Source organism: Pseudalkalibacillus hwajinpoensis (genome assembly GCF_015234585.1).
GTDB lineage: Bacteria > Bacillota > Bacilli > Bacillales > Guptibacillaceae > Guptibacillus > Guptibacillus hwajinpoensis_B.
On record NZ_JADFCM010000010.1, the window covers coordinates 38799 to 60910 of the forward strand.

20 protein-coding genes, 12 tRNA genes and 2 rRNA genes are annotated in these 22112 nt (G+C 43.6%); 2 read left to right on the top strand and 32 right to left on the bottom strand.

Translation table 11 applies throughout. The annotated features are described in order from the left end of the window. Positions 1 to 44 precede the first annotated feature (44 nt). From IQ283_RS23005 to IQ283_RS23080, 15 genes are all read right to left on the bottom strand, one after another. A 23S ribosomal RNA gene (locus tag IQ283_RS23005) occupies positions 45 to 2974 on the bottom strand. 234 nt (positions 2975 to 3208) lie between these two features. Further along, positions 3209 to 4760 (bottom strand): 16S ribosomal RNA (locus IQ283_RS23015). The 16S and 23S rRNA genes sit together here with 12 tRNA genes alongside, the layout of an rRNA operon. Positions 4761 to 4927: 167 nt before the next feature. After that, a tRNA-Ile gene (locus IQ283_RS23020) sits at positions 4928 to 5004 on the bottom strand. Positions 5005 to 5012: 8 nt separating this feature from the next. Further along, positions 5013 to 5086 (bottom strand) — tRNA-Gly (locus IQ283_RS23025). Positions 5087 to 5094: 8 nt separating this feature from the next. Further along, positions 5095 to 5171, bottom strand: a tRNA-Pro gene (locus tag IQ283_RS23030). Between the two features lie 23 nt (positions 5172 to 5194). Next, positions 5195 to 5271, bottom strand: a tRNA-Arg gene (locus IQ283_RS23035). Positions 5272 to 5281: 10 nt separating this feature from the next. Continuing rightward, positions 5282 to 5367 (bottom strand) — tRNA-Leu (locus tag IQ283_RS23040). Between the two features lie 39 nt (positions 5368 to 5406). Then, positions 5407 to 5491 (bottom strand) — tRNA-Leu (locus IQ283_RS23045). Positions 5492 to 5497: 6 nt separating this feature from the next. Continuing rightward, a tRNA-Lys gene (locus IQ283_RS23050) sits at positions 5498 to 5573 on the bottom strand. A 4-nt stretch (positions 5574 to 5577) separates the two neighbouring features. Next, positions 5578 to 5652, bottom strand: a tRNA-Gln gene (locus tag IQ283_RS23055). A 35-nt stretch (positions 5653 to 5687) separates the two neighbouring features. After that, positions 5688 to 5763, bottom strand: a tRNA-Asp gene (locus IQ283_RS23060). Positions 5764 to 5816: 53 nt separating this feature from the next. Next, positions 5817 to 5891, bottom strand: a tRNA-Glu gene (locus IQ283_RS23065). A 7-nt stretch (positions 5892 to 5898) separates the two neighbouring features. Then, a tRNA-Ser gene (locus IQ283_RS23070) sits at positions 5899 to 5989 on the bottom strand. Positions 5990 to 5992: 3 nt separating this feature from the next. Then, positions 5993 to 6067 (bottom strand) — tRNA-Asn (locus IQ283_RS23075). Between the two features lie 177 nt (positions 6068 to 6244). Further along, positions 6245 to 6697, bottom strand: a complete 453-nt coding sequence (locus IQ283_RS23080; RefSeq protein ID WP_194222490.1) for a SprT family protein — start codon at positions 6695 to 6697, stop codon at positions 6245 to 6247. Between the two features lie 101 nt (positions 6698 to 6798). Here IQ283_RS23080 and cmpA point away from each other — a divergent pair, with 101 nt between their 5' ends. Then, positions 6799 to 6912, top strand: coding sequence for a cortex morphogenetic protein CmpA (gene cmpA, locus IQ283_RS23085; RefSeq protein WP_194222491.1), 114 nt, complete (start codon positions 6799 to 6801; stop codon positions 6910 to 6912). A 9-nt stretch (positions 6913 to 6921) separates the two neighbouring features. Here cmpA and IQ283_RS23090 read toward each other — a convergent pair whose 3' ends face one another. The 15 genes from IQ283_RS23090 to acpS all read right to left on the bottom strand — a co-directional run bounded on the left by IQ283_RS23090 (position 6922) and on the right by acpS (position 19655). Further along, positions 6922 to 9090 carry a Tex family protein gene (locus IQ283_RS23090; RefSeq protein WP_194222551.1) on the bottom strand — a complete coding sequence of 723 codons (2169 nt, stop codon included), beginning with the start codon at positions 9088 to 9090 and terminating at the stop codon, positions 6922 to 6924. A 177-nt stretch (positions 9091 to 9267) separates the two neighbouring features. Further along, complete coding sequence (locus IQ283_RS23095; protein ID WP_194222492.1) at positions 9268 to 9870, bottom strand: PP2C family serine/threonine-protein phosphatase; 603 nt, start codon at positions 9868 to 9870, stop codon at positions 9268 to 9270. A 2-nt stretch (positions 9871 to 9872) separates the two neighbouring features. Continuing rightward, positions 9873 to 10664, bottom strand: coding sequence for an RNA polymerase sigma factor SigB (sigB, locus tag IQ283_RS23100; protein WP_194222493.1), 792 nt, complete (start codon positions 10662 to 10664; stop codon positions 9873 to 9875). Next, positions 10633 to 11088: an anti-sigma B factor RsbW gene (rsbW, locus tag IQ283_RS23105; protein WP_048313049.1), complete on the bottom strand. Its 456-nt coding sequence runs from the start codon at positions 11086 to 11088 to the stop codon at positions 10633 to 10635. Before rsbW ends, sigB begins: the two co-directional genes overlap by 32 nt. A gap of 23 nt (positions 11089 to 11111) precedes the next feature. Continuing rightward, positions 11112 to 11441: an STAS domain-containing protein gene (locus IQ283_RS23110; RefSeq protein WP_194222494.1), complete on the bottom strand. Its 330-nt coding sequence runs from the start codon at positions 11439 to 11441 to the stop codon at positions 11112 to 11114. A gap of 74 nt (positions 11442 to 11515) precedes the next feature. After that, the gene (locus IQ283_RS23115) at positions 11516 to 12526 is read right to left on the bottom strand and encodes a PP2C family protein-serine/threonine phosphatase (RefSeq protein WP_194222495.1); all 1011 of its coding nucleotides are present in this window, start codon (positions 12524 to 12526) and stop codon (positions 11516 to 11518) included. A gap of 15 nt (positions 12527 to 12541) precedes the next feature. Further along, positions 12542 to 12943: an anti-sigma regulatory factor gene (locus IQ283_RS23120; RefSeq protein WP_194222496.1), complete on the bottom strand. Its 402-nt coding sequence runs from the start codon at positions 12941 to 12943 to the stop codon at positions 12542 to 12544. A 3-nt stretch (positions 12944 to 12946) separates the two neighbouring features. Further along, the gene (locus IQ283_RS23125) at positions 12947 to 13303 is read right to left on the bottom strand and encodes an STAS domain-containing protein (protein ID WP_194222497.1); all 357 of its coding nucleotides are present in this window, start codon (positions 13301 to 13303) and stop codon (positions 12947 to 12949) included. A gap of 12 nt (positions 13304 to 13315) precedes the next feature. Continuing rightward, complete coding sequence (locus IQ283_RS23130) at positions 13316 to 14137, bottom strand: STAS domain-containing protein (RefSeq protein ID WP_194222498.1); 822 nt, start codon at positions 14135 to 14137, stop codon at positions 13316 to 13318. 277 nt (positions 14138 to 14414) lie between these two features. Next, the gene (ndoA, locus tag IQ283_RS23135) at positions 14415 to 14765 is read right to left on the bottom strand and encodes a type II toxin-antitoxin system endoribonuclease NdoA (RefSeq protein WP_048312992.1); all 351 of its coding nucleotides are present in this window, start codon (positions 14763 to 14765) and stop codon (positions 14415 to 14417) included. Positions 14766 to 14769: 4 nt separating this feature from the next. Further along, positions 14770 to 15054: a CopG family ribbon-helix-helix protein gene (locus tag IQ283_RS23140; protein ID WP_048312993.1), complete on the bottom strand. Its 285-nt coding sequence runs from the start codon at positions 15052 to 15054 to the stop codon at positions 14770 to 14772. 128 nt (positions 15055 to 15182) lie between these two features. After that, positions 15183 to 16349 (bottom strand): alanine racemase, encoded by a 1167-nt coding sequence (gene alr / locus IQ283_RS23145; protein ID WP_194222499.1) that lies wholly within the window; start codon positions 16347 to 16349, stop codon positions 15183 to 15185. A gap of 291 nt (positions 16350 to 16640) precedes the next feature. Continuing rightward, positions 16641 to 17645, bottom strand: a complete 1005-nt coding sequence (locus IQ283_RS23150; protein ID WP_242057453.1) for a LolA family protein — start codon at positions 17643 to 17645, stop codon at positions 16641 to 16643. Between the two features lie 60 nt (positions 17646 to 17705). Further along, positions 17706 to 19238, bottom strand: coding sequence for an NAD(P)H-hydrate dehydratase (locus tag IQ283_RS23155; protein ID WP_242057454.1), 1533 nt, complete (start codon positions 19236 to 19238; stop codon positions 17706 to 17708). Positions 19239 to 19295: 57 nt separating this feature from the next. Next, positions 19296 to 19655 (bottom strand): holo-ACP synthase, encoded by a 360-nt coding sequence (acpS, locus tag IQ283_RS23160; RefSeq protein WP_194222500.1) that lies wholly within the window; start codon positions 19653 to 19655, stop codon positions 19296 to 19298. A 175-nt stretch (positions 19656 to 19830) separates the two neighbouring features. Between acpS and IQ283_RS23165 the strand changes: the two genes are divergently transcribed. Then, positions 19831 to 20592: a rhomboid family intramembrane serine protease gene (locus IQ283_RS23165; protein WP_194222501.1), complete on the top strand. Its 762-nt coding sequence runs from the start codon at positions 19831 to 19833 to the stop codon at positions 20590 to 20592. A gap of 47 nt (positions 20593 to 20639) precedes the next feature. Here the strand turns inward: IQ283_RS23165 and IQ283_RS23170 are convergent, their stop codons facing one another. Together IQ283_RS23170 and IQ283_RS23175 are read right to left on the bottom strand one after the other, a co-directional pair. Further along, positions 20640 to 21410 carry an STAS domain-containing protein gene (locus IQ283_RS23170; protein ID WP_194222502.1) on the bottom strand — a complete coding sequence of 257 codons (771 nt, stop codon included), beginning with the start codon at positions 21408 to 21410 and terminating at the stop codon, positions 20640 to 20642. Beyond that, positions 21400 to 22053 carry a cobalamin B12-binding domain-containing protein gene (locus tag IQ283_RS23175; RefSeq protein WP_194222503.1) on the bottom strand — a complete coding sequence of 218 codons (654 nt, stop codon included), beginning with the start codon at positions 22051 to 22053 and terminating at the stop codon, positions 21400 to 21402. Before IQ283_RS23175 ends, IQ283_RS23170 begins: the two co-directional genes overlap by 11 nt. Between the last annotated feature and the right edge of the window lie 59 nt (positions 22054 to 22112).

Here is a 22112-nt window from a genome sequence, read left to right on the forward strand (position 1 = left end):
GTTCCCTGAAAACTAGATAGCACTCGCAACGTTTTCCAATTTAATCGGTTAAGCCCTCGATCGATTAGTATTCGTCAGCTTCACGTGTTGCCACGCTTCCACCCCGAACCTATCTACCTCATCATCTCTAAGGGATCTTACCAGCTTAATGCTGTGGGAAATCTCATCTCGAGGGGGGCTTCATGCTTAGATGCTTTCAGCACTTATCCCTTCCACACGTAGCTACCCAGCTATGCTCCTGGCGGAACAACTGGTACACCAGCGGTGTGTCCATCCCGGTCCTCTCGTACTAAGGACAGCTCCTCTCAAATTTCCTGCGCCCGCGACGGATAGGGACCGAACTGTCTCACGACGTTCTGAACCCAGCTCGCGTACCGCTTTAATGGGCGAACAGCCCAACCCTTGGGACCTACTTCAGCCCCAGGATGCGATGAGCCGACATCGAGGTGCCAAACCTCCCCGTCGATGTGGACTCTTGGGGGAGATAAGCCTGTTATCCCCAGGGTAGCTTTTATCCGTTGAGCGATGGCCCTTCCATGCGGAACCACCGGATCACTAAGCCCGACTTTCGTCCCTGCTCGACTTGTAGGTCTCGCAGTCAAGCTCCCTTGTGCCTTTACACTCTGCGAATGATTTCCAACCATTCTGAGGGAACCTTTGGGCGCCTCCGTTACACTTTAGGAGGCGACCGCCCCAGTCAAACTGCCCACCTGACACTGTCTCCGCACCGGATCACGGTGCTGGGTTAGAATGTCAGTACAGCCAGGGTAGTATCCCACCGACGCCTCCATCGAACCTGGCGGTCCGACTTCTATGGCTCCTACCTATCCTGTACAAGCTGTACCAAAATCCAATATCAGGCTACAGTAAAGCTCCATGGGGTCTTTCCGTCCTGTCGCGGGTAACCTGCATCTTCACAGGTACTATAATTTCACCGGGTCTCTCGTTGAGACAGTATCCAAGTCGTTGCACCTTTCGTGCGGGTCGGAACTTACCCGACAAGGAATTTCGCTACCTTAGGACCGTTATAGTTACGGCCGCCGTTTACTGGGGCTTCGATTCAGAGCTTCTCCCGTAAGGGATAACCCCTCCTCTTAACCTTCCAGCACCGGGCAGGTGTCAGCCCCTATACTTCGCCTTACGGCTTTGCAGAGACCTGTGTTTTTGCTAAACAGTCGCTTGGATCTTTTCACTGCGGCTCCCCTGGGCTATAAACCCGAGGAAGCACCCCTTCTCCCGAAGTTACGGGGTCATTTTGCCGAGTTCCTTAACGAGAGTTCTCCCGATCGTCTTAGGATTCTCTCCTCGCCTACCTGTGTCGGTTTGCGGTACGGGCACCTTTTTCCTCACTAGAGGCTTTTCTTGGCAGCGTAGAATCAAGGACTTCGGTACTAAATTTCCCTCGCCATCACGACTCAGCTCGCGCGGTGAACGGATTTGCCTATTCACCAGCCTAATCGCTTGGACGCGCATTTCCAGCAGCGCGCTCTCCCTATCTTTCTGCGTCCCCCCGTCGTTCAAACGGAAAGGAGGTGGTACAGGAATATCAACCTGTTATCCATCGCCTACGCCTTTCGGCCTCGGCTTAGGTCCCGACTAACCCTGAGCGGACGAGCCTTCCTCAGGAAACCTTGGGCTTTCGACGGACAAGATTCTCACTTGTCTTTCGCTACTCATACCGGCATTCTCACTTCTAAGCGCTCCACCAGTCCTTTCGGTCTGACTTCACAGCCCTTAGAACGCTCTCCTACCATTGTCGTAAGACAATCCACAGCTTCGGTGATACGTTTAGCCCCGGTACATTTTCGGCGCAGCGTCACTCGACCAGTGAGCTATTACGCACTCTTTAAATGATGGCTGCTTCTAAGCCAACATCCTGGTTGTCTAAGCAACGCCACATCCTTTTCCACTTAACGTATACTTTGGGACCTTAGCTGGTGGTCTGGGCTGTTTCCCTCTCGACTACGGATCTTATCACTCGCAGTCTGACTCCCGCGGATAAATCGTTGGCATTCGGAGTTTGACTGGATTCGGTAATCCGGTAAGGACCCCTAGTCCAATCAGTGCTCTACCTCCAAGATTCTTGCCGCGAGGCTAGCCCTAAAGCTATTTCGGAGAGAACCAGCTATCTCCAGGTTCGATTGGCATTTCACCGCTACCCACACCTCATCCCCGCATTTTTCAACATGCGTGGGTTCGGGCCTCCATTCAGTGTTACCTGAACTTCACCCTGGACATGGGTAGATCACCTGGTTTCGGGTCTACGACCACGTACTATTTCGCCCTATTCAGACTCGCTTTCGCTGCGGCTCCGCCTTCTCAGCTTAACCTTGCACGGGATCGTAACTCGCCGGTTCATTCTACAAAAGGCACGCTGTCACCCATTAACGGGCTCCAACTAGTTGTAGGCACACGGTTTCAGGTTCTTTTTCACTCCCCTTCCGGGGTGCTTTTCACCTTTCCCTCACGGTACTGGTTCACTATCGGTCACTAGAGAGTATTTAGCCTTGGGAGATGGTCCTCCCGGATTCCGACGGGGTTTCACGTGTCCCGCCGTACTCAGGATCCGTCTCGGAGGGCATCGGATTTTGACTACAGGATTGTTACCTTCTCTGATGGACCTTTCCAGGTCGCTTCGTCTATCCGTGCCTTTGTAACTCCAAAGAGACGTCCTACAACCCCAGAGGGCAAGCCCTCTGGTTTGGGCTGATTCCGTTTCGCTCGCCGCTACTCAGGAAATCGCGTTTGCTTTCTCTTCCTCCGGGTAATGAGATGTTTCAGTTCCCCGGGTCTGCCTTCCATTCCCTATGTATTCAGAAATGGATACCATCCTATTAAAGATGGTGGGTTCCCCCATTCGGAAATCTCCGGATCAAAGCGTACTTACAGCTCCCCGAAGCATATCGGTGTTCGTCCCGTCCTTCTTAGGCTTCTAGTGCCAAGGCATCCACCGTGCGCCCTTAGTAGCTTAACCTTCGATTTGTGTGGCGTAAGCCATCACGCATCAGTTATTACTAAGTTATTGCATAAAAATAATTATTGGATGTCGTTGTTTGTGCTATCTAGTTTTCAAGGAACAAGGCTACTACTTGAATCCGCCTAAGCTTCATCACTTCACCTGTTTTGAAAGAATAAATCATTCTTTCAAAACTAAACGAAACGCTCATGTAAGGTTGGTAACGTAAGTTACCTTCGTAATTCTCCATAGAAAGGAGGTGATCCAGCCGCACCTTCCGATACGGCTACCTTGTTACGACTTCACCCCAATCATTTGTCCCACCTTCGGCGGCTGGCTCCATAAAGGTTACCCCACCGACTTCGGGTGTTACAAACTCTCGTGGTGTGACGGGCGGTGTGTACAAGGCCCGGGAACGTATTCACCGCGGCATGCTGATCCGCGATTACTAGCAATTCCGGCTTCATGCAGGCGAGTTGCAGCCTGCAATCCGAACTGAGAACGGCTTTATGGGATTCGCTTCACCTCGCGGTGTTGCTGCCCTTTGTACCGTCCATTGTAGCACGTGTGTAGCCCAGGTCATAAGGGGCATGATGATTTGACGTCATCCCCACCTTCCTCCGGTTTGTCACCGGCAGTCACCTTAGAGTGCCCAACTAAATGCTGGCAACTAAGATCAAGGGTTGCGCTCGTTGCGGGACTTAACCCAACATCTCACGACACGAGCTGACGACAACCATGCACCACCTGTCACTCTGTCCCCCGAAGGGGAACGTCCTGTCTCCAGGATTGTCAGAGGATGTCAAGACCTGGTAAGGTTCTTCGCGTTGCTTCGAATTAAACCACATGCTCCACTGCTTGTGCGGGCCCCCGTCAATTCCTTTGAGTTTCAACCTTGCGGTCGTACTCCCCAGGCGGAGTGCTTAATGTGTTAACTTCAGCACTGAGGGTGGAACCCCCCAACACCTAGCACTCATCGTTTACGGCGTGGACTACCAGGGTATCTAATCCTGTTTGCTCCCCACGCTTTCGCGCCTCAGCGTCAGTTACAGACCAGAGAGCCGCCTTCGCCACTGGTGTTCCTCCACATATCTACGCATTTCACCGCTACACGTGGAATTCCACTCTCCTCTTCTGCACTCAAGTCCTCCAGTTTCCAATGACCCTCCACGGTTGAGCCGTGGGCTTTCACATCAGACTTAAAAGACCGCCTGCGCGCGCTTTACGCCCAATAATTCCGGACAACGCTTGCCACCTACGTATTACCGCGGCTGCTGGCACGTAGTTAGCCGTGGCTTTCTGGTTAGGTACCGTCAAGGTACCGCCCTATTCGAACGGTACTTGTTCTTCCCTAACAACAGAGCTTTACGACCCGAAGGCCTTCGTCACTCACGCGGCGTTGCTCCGTCAGACTTTCGTCCATTGCGGAAGATTCCCTACTGCTGCCTCCCGTAGGAGTCTGGGCCGTGTCTCAGTCCCAGTGTGGCCGATCACCCTCTCAGGTCGGCTACGCATCGTCGCCTTGGTAAGCCATCACCTTACCAACTAGCTAATGCGCCGCGGGCCCATCCTGCAGCGTTAGCTCGAAAGCCAACTTTCAACATTGCACCATGCGGTGCGATGTATTACCCGGTATTAGCTCCGGTTTCCCGGAGTTATCCCAGTCTGCAGGGCAGGTTGCCCACGTGTTACTCACCCGTCCGCCGCTAAGATCAGGGAGCAAGCTCCCATCTCTTCGCTCGACTTGCATGTATTAGGCACGCCGCCAGCGTTCGTCCTGAGCCAGGATCAAACTCTCCGATAGAAAGCTTAATCTAGCTTTTAAAACAATGTTTTGTTTCCGTAGAAACAACTACTTACATGGCGTTTCGTTCAGTTTTCAAAGATCAATTTTTCTTTCAATGTCGTTTTCAGCGACCAAACCATCATACCATGATGACTTGAACAGTGTCAACAACTTTTTTCAAAAGATGGTGGGCCTGAGTGGACTCGAACCACCGACCTCACGCTTATCAGGCGTGCGCTCTAACCAGCTGAGCTACAGGCCCATCTTTAATGGAGCGGGTGATGGGGATCGAACCCACGACATCAGCTTGGAAGGCTGAGGTTTTACCACTAAACTACACCCGCGATATTGATGGTCGGGAAGACAGGATTTGAACCTGCGACCCCTTGGTCCCAAACCAAGTGCTCTACCAAGCTGAGCTACTTCCCGACATTTTATTAAGTAAATAAATATGGTGCGCCCGAGAGAAGTCGAATCCCTAACCTTCTGATCCGTAGTCAGACGCTCTATCCAATTGAGCTACGGGCGCATATTATATTTGGTGCGGTTGAGAGGACTCGAACCTCCACGGGGTTTCCCCCACTAGCCCCTCAAGCTAGCGCGTCTGCCATTCCGCCACAACCGCACATCGTTACTTGATGAAAACTTAGCATTTTAAAAGAATTGGTGCGGGTGAAGGGACTTGAACCCCCACGTCGTAAGACACTAGATCCTAAGTCTAGCGCGTCTGCCAATTCCGCCACACCCGCAAAAAGTGGTGAGCCATGAAGGACTCGAACCTTCGACCCTCTGATTAAAAGTCAGATGCTCTACCAACTGAGCTAATGGCTCAACATGGCTGGGCTAGCTGGATTCGAACCAGCGCATGACGGAATCAAAATCCGTTGCCTTACCGCTTGGCTATAGCCCAACAATTTATATAATCAGATTCATTTTAGAAAATAATGGCGGTCTCGACGGGAATCGAACCCGCGATCTCCTGCGTGACAGGCAGGCATGTTAACCGCTACACCACGAGACCTCTATAACTGATTACATATCATGTTGTTGAAACATTTTATTTTAAAAATTTGTTGGTGACCCGTACGGGATTCGAACCCGTGTTACCGCCGTGAAAGGGCGGTGTCTTAACCGCTTGACCAACGGGCCATAAAAATGGCGGAGAAGGAGGGATTTGAACCCTCGCGCCGCTCACGCGACCTACACCCTTAGCAGGGGCGCCCCTTCAGCCACTTGGGTACTTCTCCGTTTGGCTCCACAGGTAGGATTCGAACCTACGACCGATCGGTTAACAGCCGATAGCTCTACCACTGAGCTACTGTGGAATAGTGTTTAATTTGTCGTCTCCGTTATCGGCGACATTTAATATAATAACTCATCCAGCAATCAAAGTCAACAGCTTTTTTGAAATTTCTTAAAGCGTTATGTATTCGATTTGGACTTGCTCTCCGAAGAGACTTTATTAATTTACCACATACAATCTAGGTCGTCAATGATAACTTTCAATAAACTTGTTTTAACTTTCCTCTACACTTTCCGCACACATATCGTAAGGTGTCCATCCTTCTCTTCCTTCTATACTTAGCATGGCATTGTTGACACTCGTAAAGGTGCTTATATGATTCTACCCTTCTTTGCCCAGGTACTACCTGGCAGTAGCGTGACCCCCCCACTTTTTGAAGAAGTTGTTTGAAATCCTGGTCCTGATGTTTATAACCTTTCTTCTGAATGTGTAGGTGATAATGACATAGTTCATGCTTTATAATCCCTTCAAGTTCTGTTACACCAAATTGATCATAGTGCTTTTTATTGAATTCAAGATTATGTGACCTTAACAAATAACGTCCGCCAGTAGTTCTTAAACGAGCATTAAATGTAGCTTGATGAAGAAAAGGCATACCAAAATACCTTTCGGATATCGCTTCTACTAAACTCTGCAGTTCTTTCTCAGTCAACTCATTCATCCTTTCACTTTCCGAACATATACAAGCCGCTTTTCATAAACTAATTTACATCATCATTCACGCAGTGTCATCCATTAAAGGAGGAGATGGAGTTGCCTGTATGGTTTAAGAAACAACTGAAACAAGCTTACCTTGAGAAAAACCGCCGACAAATCAAGCTTCTTAATCAATGTTGGTTTTTTTACAGAAGAAAACACCGCCCCTAAGGGCAGTGCTTATGATGGTTTTAGCATAGTAAGAGCGATTCTTTCCCTTTTCAAATCGACTTCATCAACCCATACAGTAACAACTTGCCCCACATGGACAACTTCCATAGGGTTTTTCACAAAGCGATTCGTTAATTTCGAGATATGAACAAGCCCATCTTGTTTAACCCCTATATCAATAAAAGCACCAAAGTCTACTACGTTTCGTACTGTTCCTTCTAACTCCATACCCTGTTCAAGATCTTCCATTTTCAAAACATCTGTTTTTAAAATAGGCTGCGAGAGCTCATCTCGGGGGTCACGCCCCGGCTTCTGCAGAGACGCCACAATATCTTGTAACGTGGGTTCCCCTATATTTAAAGCCTCTGCAGTTTCCTTCATCGGAATTGCAGACAAAGATTGCACTAGTTTTTCAGTCCCAATATCCTGCGGCTTACAATCAATGCGTTCTAAAAGTGCTTTTGTTACCTGATAACTTTCAGGGTGGATCTCTGTTTGATCAAGAGGTTGCTTCCCTCCCATTATTCGAAGAAATCCAATACACTGCTCATATGTTTTAGCGCCAAGCCTTGGCACTTTCTTTAACTGCACCCTACTTGTAAACTTTCCTTCTTCATCTCGTTTTTTAACGATATTCATCGCAACTGCTCGAGAAAGACCTGCTACATATTGAAGGAGAGAGACAGAAGCTGTATTCACATTAACGCCAACCTGGTTAACAGCGGTTTCCACGACAAAGGTTAATTGATCATTCAGCTTTTTCTGAGACACATCATGCTGATATTGTCCTACTCCTACTGATTTAGGATCAATTTTAACTAGCTCAGCAAGTGGGTCTTGAACTCTACGCGCAATGGAGACCGCCGAACGTTCCTCCACTTGAAGATCGGGAAACTCTTCTCTTGCAAGGTCTGATGCAGAGTAAACACTCGCTCCTGCTTCATTAACAATTAAATAAACCACTTTTACTTCCACTTCTTTTATCACATCTGCAATAAACTGTTCGGTTTCACGTGATGCCGTCCCGTTCCCTATAGCAATCATCTCGATATCGTAGTCTTTTATCATTTGTATCACTATAGCTTTCGCTTTCTCAACTTCTGAGCGTGGCGGTGTTGGATAGATAACAGATACATTAAGCATTTTACCGGTATCATCAACAACAGCTAGTTTACACCCAGTTCGAAAGGCAGGATCTACCCCAAGGACTCTCTTTCCTTTTAAAGGGGGTTGTAGTAAAAGATGTTTTAGGTTTTCTGAGAAAATATGAATGGCTTGGTCCTCAGCTCGCTCAGTTAATTCTTTACGTATTTCTCTTTCTACAGAAGGTTGAATAAGACGTTTGTAACTGTCAATAATAGCTTCCTCTAATAGAGTGACGCAACTTTGCTGCTGATTTTTTATTATTTTCCTATTTAAATAATCATGGATTGAATCAGTAGGTGGGGTGACTGATGTACGTATAACTTTTTCCTTCTCACCTCTATTAATCGCTAGAATCCGATGTGGAACGATTTTTGAAATACCTTCCTGGTAGGAATAGTACATTTCAAATATCTTTTTAGGATCATCTTCTTCAGATTTCACAGCGGTTTGAAGAATACCATGTTGAAACGTTTTTGCACGAATCCACTTCCGTGCGTCCGCATCATCTGATATCCATTCAGCAATAATATCCTGCGCTCCTTGGATGGCCTCTTCCACTGTAGGAACTTCGTTTTCTTCTGATATGTATTCTACAGCCGCGTCGGAGGCTTCTCCAGTTCCATCATTTAGAATCCAAAGAGCAAGAGGCTCCAATCCTTTCTCTTTTGCAATTGTAGCCTTCGTTCGTTTCTTTTGTTTATAAGGTCGATATAGATCTTCTACTTCTTGAAGCTTAGTAGCCTTCTCTAGTTGCTTCTTTAATTCATCTGTTAGTTTGTCTTGCTCCTGTATGAGACGAATAACCTCTTCTTTTCGATTGGCGAGGTTTTGAAGATAAAGCCAAGCTTCCTGAATATCCCTCAATTGAACTTCATCAAGCCCACCTGTTAACTCCTTACGGTAACGCGCAATAAACGGAACCGTGTTGCCATCATTTAAAAGTGTAATTACTTCTCGTACACTTCGTTCAGCAAGCTGCAATTTCTGCGCTACCTTATGAAAATGTTCCGCTTGCTTTTGATCTGCTGTCATTTCCAAAATAATTCCTCCTTGGGAGTCATTCGATAATATTATTAGTTTACCGGATAAGTTGATTAGTTAAAAGCGCGCAAGCAAATTCACAAAAATACTACAGACGGTTTCTTCTATTAGCAGAAGAAACTTAAATCAAAATAAAAAAGCTCTCCCTGATTTATCTGGAAGAACTTTTTATACCGTTTTCCCTACAAGGAGAGTAATGTCATCATTTGTAGATGGAAGCGCGTCTGTTAAATGCTGAAAGGATTCCTTTACTGAATCAAATCGAGCAATCATTGAGTAGTTTTTAGAACTAATTTGAACACCGTCAGAATAAGTAACAAAAGAGGACCCTGAAGGATAATCAATTGATTGTACCTTCACCTTCTGAAGCTTTCCTGAGAGATACCCTGAATAAGAGATAGGACGAATAATCTTACCATCCGGTTGATAAATAATTAAATTAATATTTCCTATACCACTATATTCGAGCTGTCTTGTCTTAAGATCAAGTTTAAAAATAGAAAGAACGCACCCGCGTTTCCCTCTCATCTCTTCATTTGCACGTTTCATCAAAGCTTCTACATCTTCATCCTGATATTCTTTTACTACATTGATAGCGGCTAGGGAAGAATCTTTAGCCATATCTCCACTGCCAAGCCCATCCGCTACAGCGCAAATGAAATAATCAGATGTTTCAGCTACATAATAGCTATCCCCGCACATCTGATTACCCGCCTTTGGTTTCTGATAAGCTGCAACAGTAAGCTTTTTAAAATCATGATGGTGAATCATGATTAAAAAGCCTCCGTTGGTTCAATGCGAATAGCCTGTCTTAATTTTTCGAGAGCTCTTCTCTGCAAGCGGGAAACATGCATTTGCGAAATACCAAGCTTCTCTCCGGTTTCTTTCTGGCTCATATTTTCAAAATACGTACAATTCAAGATTTCTTGTTCTCGCTCAGTGAGTACTGCAAAAGCCTTTTTAAGAAGCATTTGCTGATCAACAAGATCAAATCCTTGCTCTTGATCCCCAACTAGGTCAAGTAAGGTAACTGTACTTCCTTCTTGATCTGCTTCAATTGAACTGTCAACCGAAAGAGCTTGATAACTTTTGCCCATTTCCATCGTCTCAAGAACTTCTTCCTCAGACACATTAAGGTACTCTGCAAGTTCATCGACCTTTGGAGAACGCTGAAGTTCATTAGTTAATTCTTCAACCGCTTTTTTAATACGGGGGCCAAGCTCTTTTATTCTTCTCGGAACGTGAACACTCCATGTTTTGTCCCGAATAAATCTTTTGATTTCACCGACAATCGTTGGAACTGCAAACGATTCAAAGCTTCTACCAAATTCAGGGTCGTAACGACGAAGAGCTGCAAGCAACCCAATCATCCCAACCTGTGAAAGGTCGTCATGAATGCTTTTCCCCTTCGAGAACTTACGGGCGAGTGACTGGACAAGATCCTGATACCGCTCAACGAGCTTTAGTTGAACAACTTCATCAGTCGGATCGTTTTGATATTGTTCAATCCACTCATATACCTCATTGTTGTTATTATTGCGGGGATGATGAGATTGTGTCGGCATCTACTTCCACCCCATCTCTATGGAGGAACTTTGTCATCATGACTACTACTCCGTCCTCTCCACTGATTTCCACTTTGTCCATCAGTGATTCAATCAGAAAGAGCCCTAATCCTCCCTCACTGAGTTGTTCTACAGACTTGTCACTATCAACTGGTCCAAGCTTTTCGGAAACTTTTGTATAGTCAAAACTTTGACCGCGATCGAGCACCATCATCTCAAGACGGTCTTCATAAATACCAAATCCAATTGTGATTTGACCCTTTTCATCTTCTTTATAAGCATGGTTCACTGCATTTGTACAAGCTTCTGAAAGGGCAATTTTGATATCCTCAATCTCATCATAAGAATATCCCATGCGATTCGCAATTCCTGAAACCGTTAATCTCGTAACGCCAACAAATTCTGCTTGTGCAGGGATTTTCATTTCAACGAAATCTGAAATATTGATCACTTCGATCCCCCCTTTACGTCTTCGATATCGATCACTTCGTCTAATCCAGTGATTTCAAAAAGACGTTGTACGCGTGAAGTCATTCCAGTCAACTTAAGAGAGCTACCGTGCTCTTTAGATGACTTCAGTGCACCTACGAAGACACCAAGACCAGTACTGTCCATATAGTTTACGTCACCAAGATGAACAAGTGTCTCATGTCCTTCTTTTCCAGTTAACGGAAGCAAAGCTTCACGGAGCTGAGGTGCTGTATAAGCATCAATTTCACCAGCTATATGTAAATGATGTGTATTTTCATGATCTTCTTGTTTGATTTGCAAATTCATAACATTACCCCCTGTAGGTTGCTTCTAATTATTAGTTAAATCCATTAATTCCTTATTCCACTTTTAGAAAGAAGTTAAACCTCACGACGCAAAATAACAAGGGTGAAATCATCTCTGAGTTCAAACTCCTGTAAGCGCTCAAGCTCTCGATAAACCTCATCGACAATTTCTTGAGCAGAGAGGTGGATGTATTTACGAATTAACGCAACAATTTCATCACGTTCAATAAAACCATTAGTGGAGCGGCATTCAGTTACACCATCTGAAAGCATGATAACCATATCATTTCCATTAAGGACACGTTGGTATTCCTGATATGACGTTTTCTTTGAAACCCCTAGGACAAGTCCCTTTGTAAATAGCTCCTCGAACTCATCTTTTTCTGCGTCGTAAAAAAAGCCCGGTTCATGACCGGCACCAGCGTAATAAAATGAATGAACCCTAGGATCATATAATCCGTAAAACATTGTAATAAACATATTAGGGTCAACATTTTGTTCCACTACACGATTTAGATTTTCAAGAACGGCACCCGGCTGCATTCGCTGCTCTGGTGCGCTATCCATAGTGTATTTAATCATACTCATACATAAAGCAGCTGGGATTCCCTTACCAATAACATCAGCGATAGCTACACTAACGCAATTGTTCTCATCTTGAACAAAATGATAGTAATCCCCGCTCATTTTCTGGGCGGGTTTACTAATAGCACCAATATCAAGATCCTGAACTTCCGGCTTATCACCCGCAAGCAAGGTTTGCTGCATGTTTGCCGCAATCTCAATTTCGGATTCTAATTGTTGCTGACGACTACGAAGACTCTGATGCTCTCTGTATGCAAACCCATACCCGATCATCATCTCAAGTAGAAAATCATACGAATTTTTAAGCTGCTCAGGTATATCCGGGAACAGCTCCTCAAGAACGCTCACATGGAGACTGACAGCTTCTTCAGGAGATATTTTTTGTTCAATCATCTTTCGACTAAACTGCTGTCCCTTATATAAGGTTTGCTCAGACTGCTCCTCTAAATAATTTTCTAATATTGCTTTATATTTTTGATATTGAAGATCTCGGTCGTCCATTGTTGTCTATCCTCCTTAACGGAGCCATTTAATAGAAGTAATAACTGTTCCTTCATTTTCTTTCGAATCGATCGTAAACTCATCCATTAATCGTTTGACCCCAGGAAGACCAGCTCCTAGACCACCAGAGGTTGTAAAACCATCTTCCATTACTTTTCTAATATCTTTAATTCCCGGGCCAGAGTCAGATGCTTCGATTTTAAGTCCTAACTTCCCCCCGTTTTCTACCCGTTCAATGGCTACTTCGCCACTCCCGGCATAGAGGTATATGTTACGAGCGAGTTCAGAAATAGCCGTCGTAATACGAGCTTGATCAACAGTACCGAAGCCTAGCTCTTTTGCTATATTCCTACCAGACTGTCTCGCTTTCACAATATCCCATTCATTTCGTACTTCCACACAGGATTGGATATTCATAACTTATCCCCCCAATTCCTGTTGTAATTTCTCTAACCCCTGTTCTAAATCTAATGCAGTCGGGACATTCTTCATCATGATGCCTAAATCAATTAGCGTAATAGCAACGGCAGGTTGAATTCCTGTCAGCACTACTTTTGCCCCCATTAAATTCGACATGCGCACTACATCACCTAAAACTTTGGCAATAAATGAATCAATCATATCGACAGAAGTTAAATCAATTACAACGCCCTTTGCTCCTGTTTCATGAATCTTCTCGAGCAAATCCTCCTGAAATTGAAGCGCGGTTTTGTCATCGAGATCTATCTGTATAGTAATTAGTAAATACTCATTTAATTTTAATATAGGAATTCGCATAGTCTTACCCCCTTACTCAATCTCAATCATTTGACGCTTAGTCATTTCTAATGCAGTTTTCATGCCTTTAAATAACGTACTTTTCGTTGGGAATTGCCCAAGGTCAATTCCCAGGTTAACGATTGTTTGAGCAATTTCTGGTCTAATTCCTACAAGAATGCACTGAGCACCTACAAGTCTCACTGCTTCTGCTGCTTGTATAATATGATGAGCGACCATCGTATCAACAACTGGAACCCCAGTGATTTCAATAAGAACAACTTGAGACCTGTGTTTAATAACACCAGTTAACAAGTTTTCCATTATAAGTTTCGCCCGCTCAGTATCAATTGTGCCTATAAGTGGCATGACGCTAATATTCTCAAATACCGGAATGAGAGGTGCTGATAATTCTTGAAGGGCAACTTTTTGAATAGATACAGTGTTCTCCCAATTTTTTGCGCTCTCATTAATTAATTGATTAACAATTGGATCGATCCAACGATCGATTTCATCATACATGCTAAACACTTTGTCATTAGATTGATTCGCATCAAGAAGAACAGCTAAAATAATTCGACGGAAGTTTTGTAGTCCCTGCGTGACATAACTCAGTCTCCAACCAATCTTCATCAAACGCTCTGCAAACTCCGTCATTCGTTCTGTTGGTTTATGAACGTTTTGTTCAATATGCGTGTAAATAATCTCGAACAACTCTTTGTTCGTTTCTATATAAGCATTATCTGTTATTGATTGAAGCCGATGTTCATCCCGTACTCTTTCCATCTCATCCATCCATCTGGTGTAAATACGTTCTCGGCTTTCATTCAATAATTGTATAACTAACTTGTCCATCGTGCTCCTCCCAACGATCTTTCTTCATTCATTTATCTTCTCATTGCAAGAAATCACTCGCAATTATTATGCCTTACTAGTCTTAGCGCATCACATCATTTTCATCTTAACACACTTTTCGACATAACTAGAAAATTCCCTGCTGTGAGCTACACGAAATGTGGTGAATAGAAGGGGGAACAGACCAAAAGTTGCAAGGAACCACTCTAACTAAAAGCACTTATATGATACAAAAAAACTGCTCATAGGAGCAGCTTCGTTTGGGTATTATACGTTTTCAAAAATCAATGAGTCCAAGGCTGATCTGCAAAGCTTCTTGCACTCTTTGCATCATACCCTCATCAAGGTGAGTGATTTTATCAGTTAGACGCTGTTTATCAATGGTACGAATTTGTTCTAGCAGGATAACCGAATCACGTTCAAACCCGTAACGCTTGGCATCAATTTCCACATGTGTGGGCAGCTTAGCTTTTTGGATTTGCGCAGTAATTGCGGCAACAATGACAGTAGGACTAAAACGATTCCCAATGTCGTTCTGAATAATTAAGACGGGTCTTACCCCACCTTGTTCAGAACCTACAACAGGAGAAAGGTCAGCAAAATACACATCACCTCGTTTGACAATCAAGCCACTACACCCCGCTTACTAAGCGGTCCACGGTGTGCTCTGCTTCCTCCTCAACAAGAAAGGCTTCTGCTGCAAGGTTCAAGTTAATCTTAGCCATCTCCATGTACCCCTGGCGCATGGCGTCACGAATTTGTCGCTTCTTTCGTTCGCGAATATACATTGTCGTGGCCTGTGATATGAACTCGTTACGATCAAGCTGTTCCTGTTGAATAATACCATCCACCTCATTTAAAATATGTTGTGGGAGAGTTACAACAATCGATTTTTTGTTTGCCTCTGACACAAACATACACCTCCGAAGCACTGCTACTCATATTGTATTCCACCATTAATCTTACCATTGCAAACGACGCATTGCAAAACAACTTTCCACAAGACTATTTCATCATATTCTTCCAAAATCCTTCTTTTATTTTACTATTTTTTTAAAATTGTATTCATTACGCCTTTTTTTTCTCCGTTTTCACGAAAAAGTCTCGGAACGCGCGGTCCTATCATACAAGGAATTTCATAGTTAATCGTCTCAAGTCGTTCAGCAATGTCATCTATTGTAATTTCCTCTGAACCTTGTACTCCAATTAGCGTCACATGAGTTCCTATTTCAACTTTAGAAGAAAGACGAACCATGAGTTGATCCATACAGATACGACCTACAATAGGGGCACGCTCACCATTTATGAGAACATAAGCATTACTTAGTTTACGTATCCATCCATCAGCATATCCAATAGGAACTGTTCCAATCCATTCCCCTTCAGCTGTGTGATACGTAGACCCATAGCTAATCGGCTCTCCTGTGCTCATTTGCTTCACGTTAACTAGCTGACTATGAAGACTAAATGCAGGTTTAAGCTCAAAAGGTTGAATGGACTTCATCTCTTGAGAAGGAATCAATCCATACATAGAAATACCGATACGAATTAAATTTCCAATTCGATCAGGGTAGCGAATCGCTCCTGCACTATTTCCAAGATGAACCCATTTAGGCTCAATACCTTCTCTTCGAAAATAATCTTTCATTTTTTTAAAAGTTGCTATTTGAGATTCAATGAAAGCATTATCCGGTTCATCCGCTGTCGCGAAATGAGTGTAGATCCCCTCAACGATAAAAGAAGTGTGCTTTCTTAAACTTTCTATAATCATGGTTGCTTCTGTTTCCTTTTTTATCCCAAGACGCCCCATCCCAGTGTCAACTTTCAAATGGATCTTAAGTGATAATTCCCCTAGTACTCTCGCAGCTTGTTCGATCCAATCTTTTTGGAAAGCAGTAAGGGTAATGTCATGTTCTGCTGCCATTTTCACATGCTCAGGAGGCACCCATCCCAATACAAGAATGGGAGCATCAATTCCTTCTTCACGAAGTGCAAGTGCCTCATCAAGAATAGCCACCGCAAGGTATTTAGCCCCAGCGCTTAAAGCCTTCTTAGCTGTCGCAACAGCTCCATGTCCATACCCATTTCCTTTCACAACAGCCATGATGGAAACATCTTTCGGCACATATTGCTTATATGATCTTACATTCTGTTCAATGGCATCCAGATTAACCTCAGCCCAAGTTCCACGATAAAACGCCTGATTGTCCATTCCAACTTCCTCCTAAAACAAATCACTCTGCCCTCTATTTTAGGAGATTTCAAGAAAAGCGCAAGTGTCTCGTTAGTTCCGACAAGCGCTGGAAGCTTTTTTCCTGAACACGCCCTTTGTGTTCTGGGGAAAAGCTGAAGCGACTCGAGGAACTAGACACTGGAGCTAGACAAGAAAAGCGCAAGTGTCTCGTTAGTTCCGACAAGCGCTGGAAGCTATTAAATATGGTTGACTATAGCTATTTCTAAAAAAGGTTCAGCCATGTAATCATAGCTGAACCTCTTTGAAGTGTTATTTAATTTCCGTCATACCATACACTGACCTTGCCACAGACGCCATCTCTTCTTGAGTTAAATCATTTGAAGCCAGGAAGAAATCAACACCATTATGGTTCCAGGTAACTGTCGTATCTGTCATGACACCCATTGTAAAGCCTAAGTCCACCGGTTGACCCTCACCTACCGAGACAGGAGCACTTGTTTCGAGCACTGCCTCACTTTTCTCTTCTATTAACGTAAAGGACTTTTCACCAGTGAAGCTTAACATAACTTTGTTTGTGGCTACTTCTTTCTCATCTGTAAGACCTGTGCCTTGTGGTTCATACATTGGATACACAACTTCAAACGGTTCATTTGTTGTAGCAATGACAGGTACTTCTAACTGAGCAGCTGTCATATTTCGTTCCATATCAAATGCACCCTTATCGAATGAAGCGTTGAATTTCATATTAGAGAATTCAATATCAACAAGAGGTTTCTGATCTTGATTCATAATGGTTACTTTCTCTGGCGCAAGGTCTTTCTTATTTAATTGGATAGACTGTTTTGATAAGTTCTTGTTCTGATAGTTTGTTTTCGTTGTAAACACATAATCATTTTCTTTTGCTTCAAACTCTGCTCCAGAATCATTTAGTATATCTAAAACAAGCGTGTTATAGAGATAAGCCTGGCTACCGTTCTCCGGCCAATCACTCTGGAATCTAAAACTTTTATTAAGAGCAGGAGTCAGAACAAATACCCCTTCATCGTTACGCAAGATAATTTGACTCTGTTCTTTTGAAGCGTTTTTTAATTCAACACGATAAAAAGAGGGCTTTTGGTACCAGATCTCTACATCATAACGCTGTGGTTCTTCACCTGTTTCAAGCGTCATTTTGGCATTTACTTTATAGCTCTCCATCTCGTTCAACTTTTTGTCTAAAGCATCCACAACATCCTGCTGACTTTTCTGTCCGCATCCCGATAGCGCCACAAGCATCAGTACTCCGATAAGAAAAACGACTCCGAACTTTTTCACTCTATCCAACTCCTTTGCCTCATTTAAAACGACAAAGGAGGTTCCTGTCATGTGAAAAACCTATCCGTGATGTTGGTTAAGAAATGAATGCAGAACGGTTGGAATCGTAGCAATAACATCAGTCGCCAGTACGTCAAGAGTAGTGTGAGTTGTTTGAACAAGGGTATCTGCTGCTTGCCCATGTAGAAATACCGCATTGCTTATCCCTTCTTGGATGGACGAACTGTGCATAACGAAAGCAAGTACCATACCAGTCAGAACGTCACCGGTTCCTCCCTTAGCAAGCGCTGGATTACCTGTTGTGTTAACGAACTGACTTCCATCTGGGGAAGTTACAATCGTATTTGGGCCTTTCAATACAAGGTAAACACCGAATTCTTTAGCAAATGAACGAGAGATCTCGAATCGCTTACGCTGAATTTCCTCGATTGGCAAGTCAGTTAACCTTGCCATCTCTCCAGGATGGGGCGTTAGCACAGTCGGTGCTTCCCTTGCCTTCAGACATCCTTTCAATTCTGCCAGGTGGTACAAAGCATCTGCGTCCAGGATGAGGGGGGAAGTTGTTGATAACGCTGCTTCAACGACTGATTTACACCCCGGTTTTCTCCCAAGACCTGGACCAACAGCAATTCCATCGAAAGAAGAAAGGTCCTCCGGCACTTCTCCAGAGAAAAATCCTTCGCGAGATGACCACCCCTGGAAAATTGTTTCAACGACTGTTCCAGCTACCACAGAAAGAATCTCATCAGGTACTGAAGCCTGAATTAATCCCGCTCCGCTCCTATAGGCAGCTTTCGCTGTCATAACAGGCGCTCCAACCATTCCCTTTGATCCTCCAATCACCAGCCCTTTTCCATGGCTTCCTTTATGAGAGGACGCCGATCGATCAGAAAGCGTGCGATGTACATCTGACTTTTGCCAGAGTTCTCTATTGAATACAGATGAAAAAGCAGCCTGTGGTAGACCAATATCAACTACCTCTAAATCTCCATAAAAAGCGGCATCTGGATAAAGGAAGGCTCCTAATTTTGGACACTGAATCGTATAAGTTTTATTCGCACGAACCGGAACGCCTTCGCCCACGTATCCTCCATTCGCATGTAGACCGCTCGGAAGATCAACAGATAAAACCGTTGCAGAAGACCGATTCAATTGCCTAATTACCTCATCGTATGGAGCACGAATTGCTCCTGATAAGCCAAGTCCTAGAAGACAATCGATAACTACAGAATAGTTTTGAATGTCCCGAGCGAATGCAACTCCGTCTTCATACGATTTGTAAGAATACGAGAGGCTACGATAAATATCGAAGTGAGTTCTAGCGTCTCCCCTGATCTTTGAATATGGTGGGATCAACCAGATATCTACATCATATCCATGCTCTTTTAAATATCTTCCCAGAACAAAACCGTCGCCTCCGTTATTCCCTGTGCCAATTAATACAGCCACACGCTCTTCTTTTTGAATTCTGCTCTTCATCGCCTCGAATAGAGCTTTCCCCGCATTTTCCATCAACATCACACCGCTAATCCCGATTTCCTCCATGGCAAAACGGTCTGCTTCATACATTTCTTCTCCGGATACGATTCTCACAACAGGTCCCTCCTGACCGTGGTAAATTATATGAGGCAAGTCTCCACCTTATGCAGACTAGCTTGACGAGCACTCAATAATTACTTGTGCAATAGCATGCTGCTTCGTATGTGAAATGGATATATGTATCTTCTCATCTTGATCGGCTGATTCAATATACGGCGCACCTTCTGGCGATTTCCGCACACAAATGTCTTGCCAGCTAAGTCTACCAATCCCAGTACCCCTCGCTTTTGCATACGCTTCTTTAGCTGCAAAACGTCCCGCCAAAAATTCCACACTTCTATGCCCACTTATTTGCTGATATTCTCTACGTTCACGTTCAGTTAGGATACGCCCAGCAAATGCAGCATTCCTCTGAACAACCTGTTTGATGCGATCAATCTCAATCATATCTATTCCGATTCCTCTAATCATCTCTATACTCCTTCGTACTAATTCGTCACAAGCCTGCATAGTGTTTTCAATAGTGATTATACCTCTAGCTATGCTAAACTAATAAGAAAACGAGTGAGCTTAATTTACCAGCCACTCCTACAACATTTCATTGAACCAAATTGATAATAAATTCTCTGAAAAAGGTGGTCGAATTATGTTTGTGCGAAATGAAGATTTTCGCTCATTTATCCGTTATTATCCTATCATTTCCATACTTATTGGTATACATATCCTCCTCTTTGTTCTCGTAAACCTTTTTGGTATGTATTCGATCTTAAGACTTGGAGTGGGCTACAATCGAGCGATTGAAATTGGTGAATATTGGAGACTTGTAACACCAATATTCCTCCATGGTGGATTTGCCCACGTCTTATTCAATTCCTTTTCACTCTATCTTTTTGGTCCGGCCTTAGAACAGATGTTAGGGAAAACCAAGTTCTTGGTTGGCTACTTCGGAGCTGGAATTATCGCCAATATTGCCACCTTCTATTTGCAAGGTAGCAATTTCAGTCACGTAGGTGCTTCTGGTGCAATCTTTGGGCTTTTCGGGATATATTTTTATATGGCTTTCTATCGCAAAGAATTAATTGATCAAGCAAATTCACAATTGATTTTAATGATTCTTGGTATAGGGCTCGTAATGACATTTGTAAGTCCTAATATCAACATTCTTGGTCATCTCTTTGGGTTTATAGGCGGGGCAGCTCTGGCACCTATTCTTTTGATTGGAGCTAAACCATTTATCAATCGCGGCATTATTCGCGTCAGACGAACGGCTGACAGTGGAGAAATAAGGTTTAAACCAAACCGTTGGCAACGGAGAAAAATCCGTACAGGGTCTGGTCGCGGCGGGAGAATTCTATGGGGGATTTTCATTTTCCTTGTCGTGATTGGTTTTATAGCAAGATTTGTTTAACGAAGTTCACACAAAAAAACCAGTGATTTTAACTAATCACTGGTTTTTTACGTGAAAGACTGTTTTAAATAATAATCTACAGCATCTTTTAAGGTTCCCGTAACCTCAAAGTTTTGATTTAATTCAAAATCATACTTCATTAATTGAAGCACATGGTTCGGTTTTAACCCACATAAAACCACGGAAACGCCAATAACTTCGAGCATCGAGCAAAACGATAACAGCGGAAGAACTCCGCTATTTTCAATTTCTCCAATACCACTAAAGTCCAGAATCACACGTTCATACTTTCCATTGTTCAAAATTTGTAAAAGATTTAACTCGTTAACAAGGAAGAGCTCCTTTTCAAGTTCACCAAACAAAGGAATAATCCCCATATTATTAGATATTGGTAAGAAGGGGCTTGATAGCTTTTTTATTTTCATTAAAGCAGCTTCAAGCTCCTCCTTTTTATCTAATAAATCAAAGTTTGTATCAGCTAGTCTCTCTCGTTGCTTCTGTAGCATCGTGGACAACTTCTCAATGCGATCATCCTGTCTGACACAAACTATCTGCCCGACTCCACTTGACCATTTTGCAAAAACCTGAAAAAGAGAATAGGGCGACTGAACCGTATTCATGACTAATTCTAATTCAACTTCATCTTGAGAGGGGCTCAACATACGTACCGCTTTATCCCTGCTATCAAAATCAACAAGATCCAAAAAAGACGAATGGATTGAGAAAGCTTTCGCAGCATTTTCGGACTGTGAAAGGATCGTCAATGTCTCATCAATTAAAAAAGCTGGAAGAGGATGATCATTTATATCATAAATCATACTGTACACTATCCTTCCAACTTTCAAGCCATTCACGTACCTGACGCAAATCAGCTACTAGCTTAGTTTGTTCAGAGCAGTAGCTAGACAAATCATACTGTGATGCAAGCCTACCCCCTACTATTATCTCAGGTGAATGTGGCAAATCTTCTAGTTCGGTTACATATCGATTTAAGCGCTCCGCATGGTGTCGAATAGAGACCGAAATTCCTACCACTGATGCTCCCCACTTCTTAGCTTGATCTAAAGTATACTCAAGAGGTAAATTTGCTCCAAAAAGCTTTGTTTGAAATCCGTATTCCTCAAAGAGCAATGAAATCATTTTCACTCCCAAGTAGTGCTGCTCTTGTTCAATACAAAGAAAAAGAGCCTTTGGTCCTTCTGAATTCCGATTCGCCATCTTTCTAAAATGGGCATATCGTGATAGAACATAATCACAAGTTGTTGTAGCTAAATGCTCGTCCGCTACAGATATTTTGTTTTCCTCCCATAGTATTCCAATACGATGCATCGCTTTTGTAAGAACTTCGAAGGTTAAATAACTGTTTTCCACCAACTCAGAATGATCCATTATTCTTTCCCATGCTTGATTTTGATCACCTTCAAGAAAGTCATCTGTTAACATTTCAATATTGATCGCCATGTTCACACCCCTTTCTATAAGATGAATGATCGTTCTAAAAGTTTTGCTATTTCATATTA

Coding starts and splice junctions, on each gene's coding strand:
- IQ283_RS23170 (WP_194222502.1), bottom strand. CDS start 21,410: ATGATTTATGATATAAATGATCATCCTCTTCCAGCTTTTTTAATTGAT.
- rsbW (WP_048313049.1), bottom strand. CDS start 11,088: ATGAAAATCCCTGCACAAGCAGAATTTGTTGGCGTTACGAGATTAACG.
- IQ283_RS23130 (WP_194222498.1), bottom strand. CDS start 14,137: ATGGACAAGTTAGTTATACAATTATTGAATGAAAGCCGAGAACGTATT.
- sigB (WP_194222493.1), bottom strand. CDS start 10,664: ATGCCGACACAATCTCATCATCCCCGCAATAATAACAACAATGAGGTA.
- IQ283_RS23090 (WP_194222551.1), bottom strand. CDS start 9,090: ATGACAGCAGATCAAAAGCAAGCGGAACATTTTCATAAGGTAGCGCAG.
- IQ283_RS23095 (WP_194222492.1), bottom strand. CDS start 9,870: ATGATTCACCATCATGATTTTAAAAAGCTTACTGTTGCAGCTTATCAG.
- acpS (WP_194222500.1), bottom strand. CDS start 19,655: ATGATTAGAGGAATCGGAATAGATATGATTGAGATTGATCGCATCAAA.
- IQ283_RS23175 (WP_194222503.1), bottom strand. CDS start 22,053: ATGGCGATCAATATTGAAATGTTAACAGATGACTTTCTTGAAGGTGAT.
- IQ283_RS23165 (WP_194222501.1), top strand. CDS start 19,831: ATGTTTGTGCGAAATGAAGATTTTCGCTCATTTATCCGTTATTATCCT.
- IQ283_RS23140 (WP_048312993.1), bottom strand. CDS start 15,054: ATGTTTGTGTCAGAGGCAAACAAAAAATCGATTGTTGTAACTCTCCCA.
- IQ283_RS23115 (WP_194222495.1), bottom strand. CDS start 12,526: ATGGACGACCGAGATCTTCAATATCAAAAATATAAAGCAATATTAGAA.
- IQ283_RS23120 (WP_194222496.1), bottom strand. CDS start 12,943: ATGAATATCCAATCCTGTGTGGAAGTACGAAATGAATGGGATATTGTG.
- IQ283_RS23110 (WP_194222494.1), bottom strand. CDS start 11,441: ATGAATTTGCAAATCAAACAAGAAGATCATGAAAATACACATCATTTA.
- IQ283_RS23125 (WP_194222497.1), bottom strand. CDS start 13,303: ATGCGAATTCCTATATTAAAATTAAATGAGTATTTACTAATTACTATA.
- alr (WP_194222499.1), bottom strand. CDS start 16,349: ATGGACAATCAGGCGTTTTATCGTGGAACTTGGGCTGAGGTTAATCTG.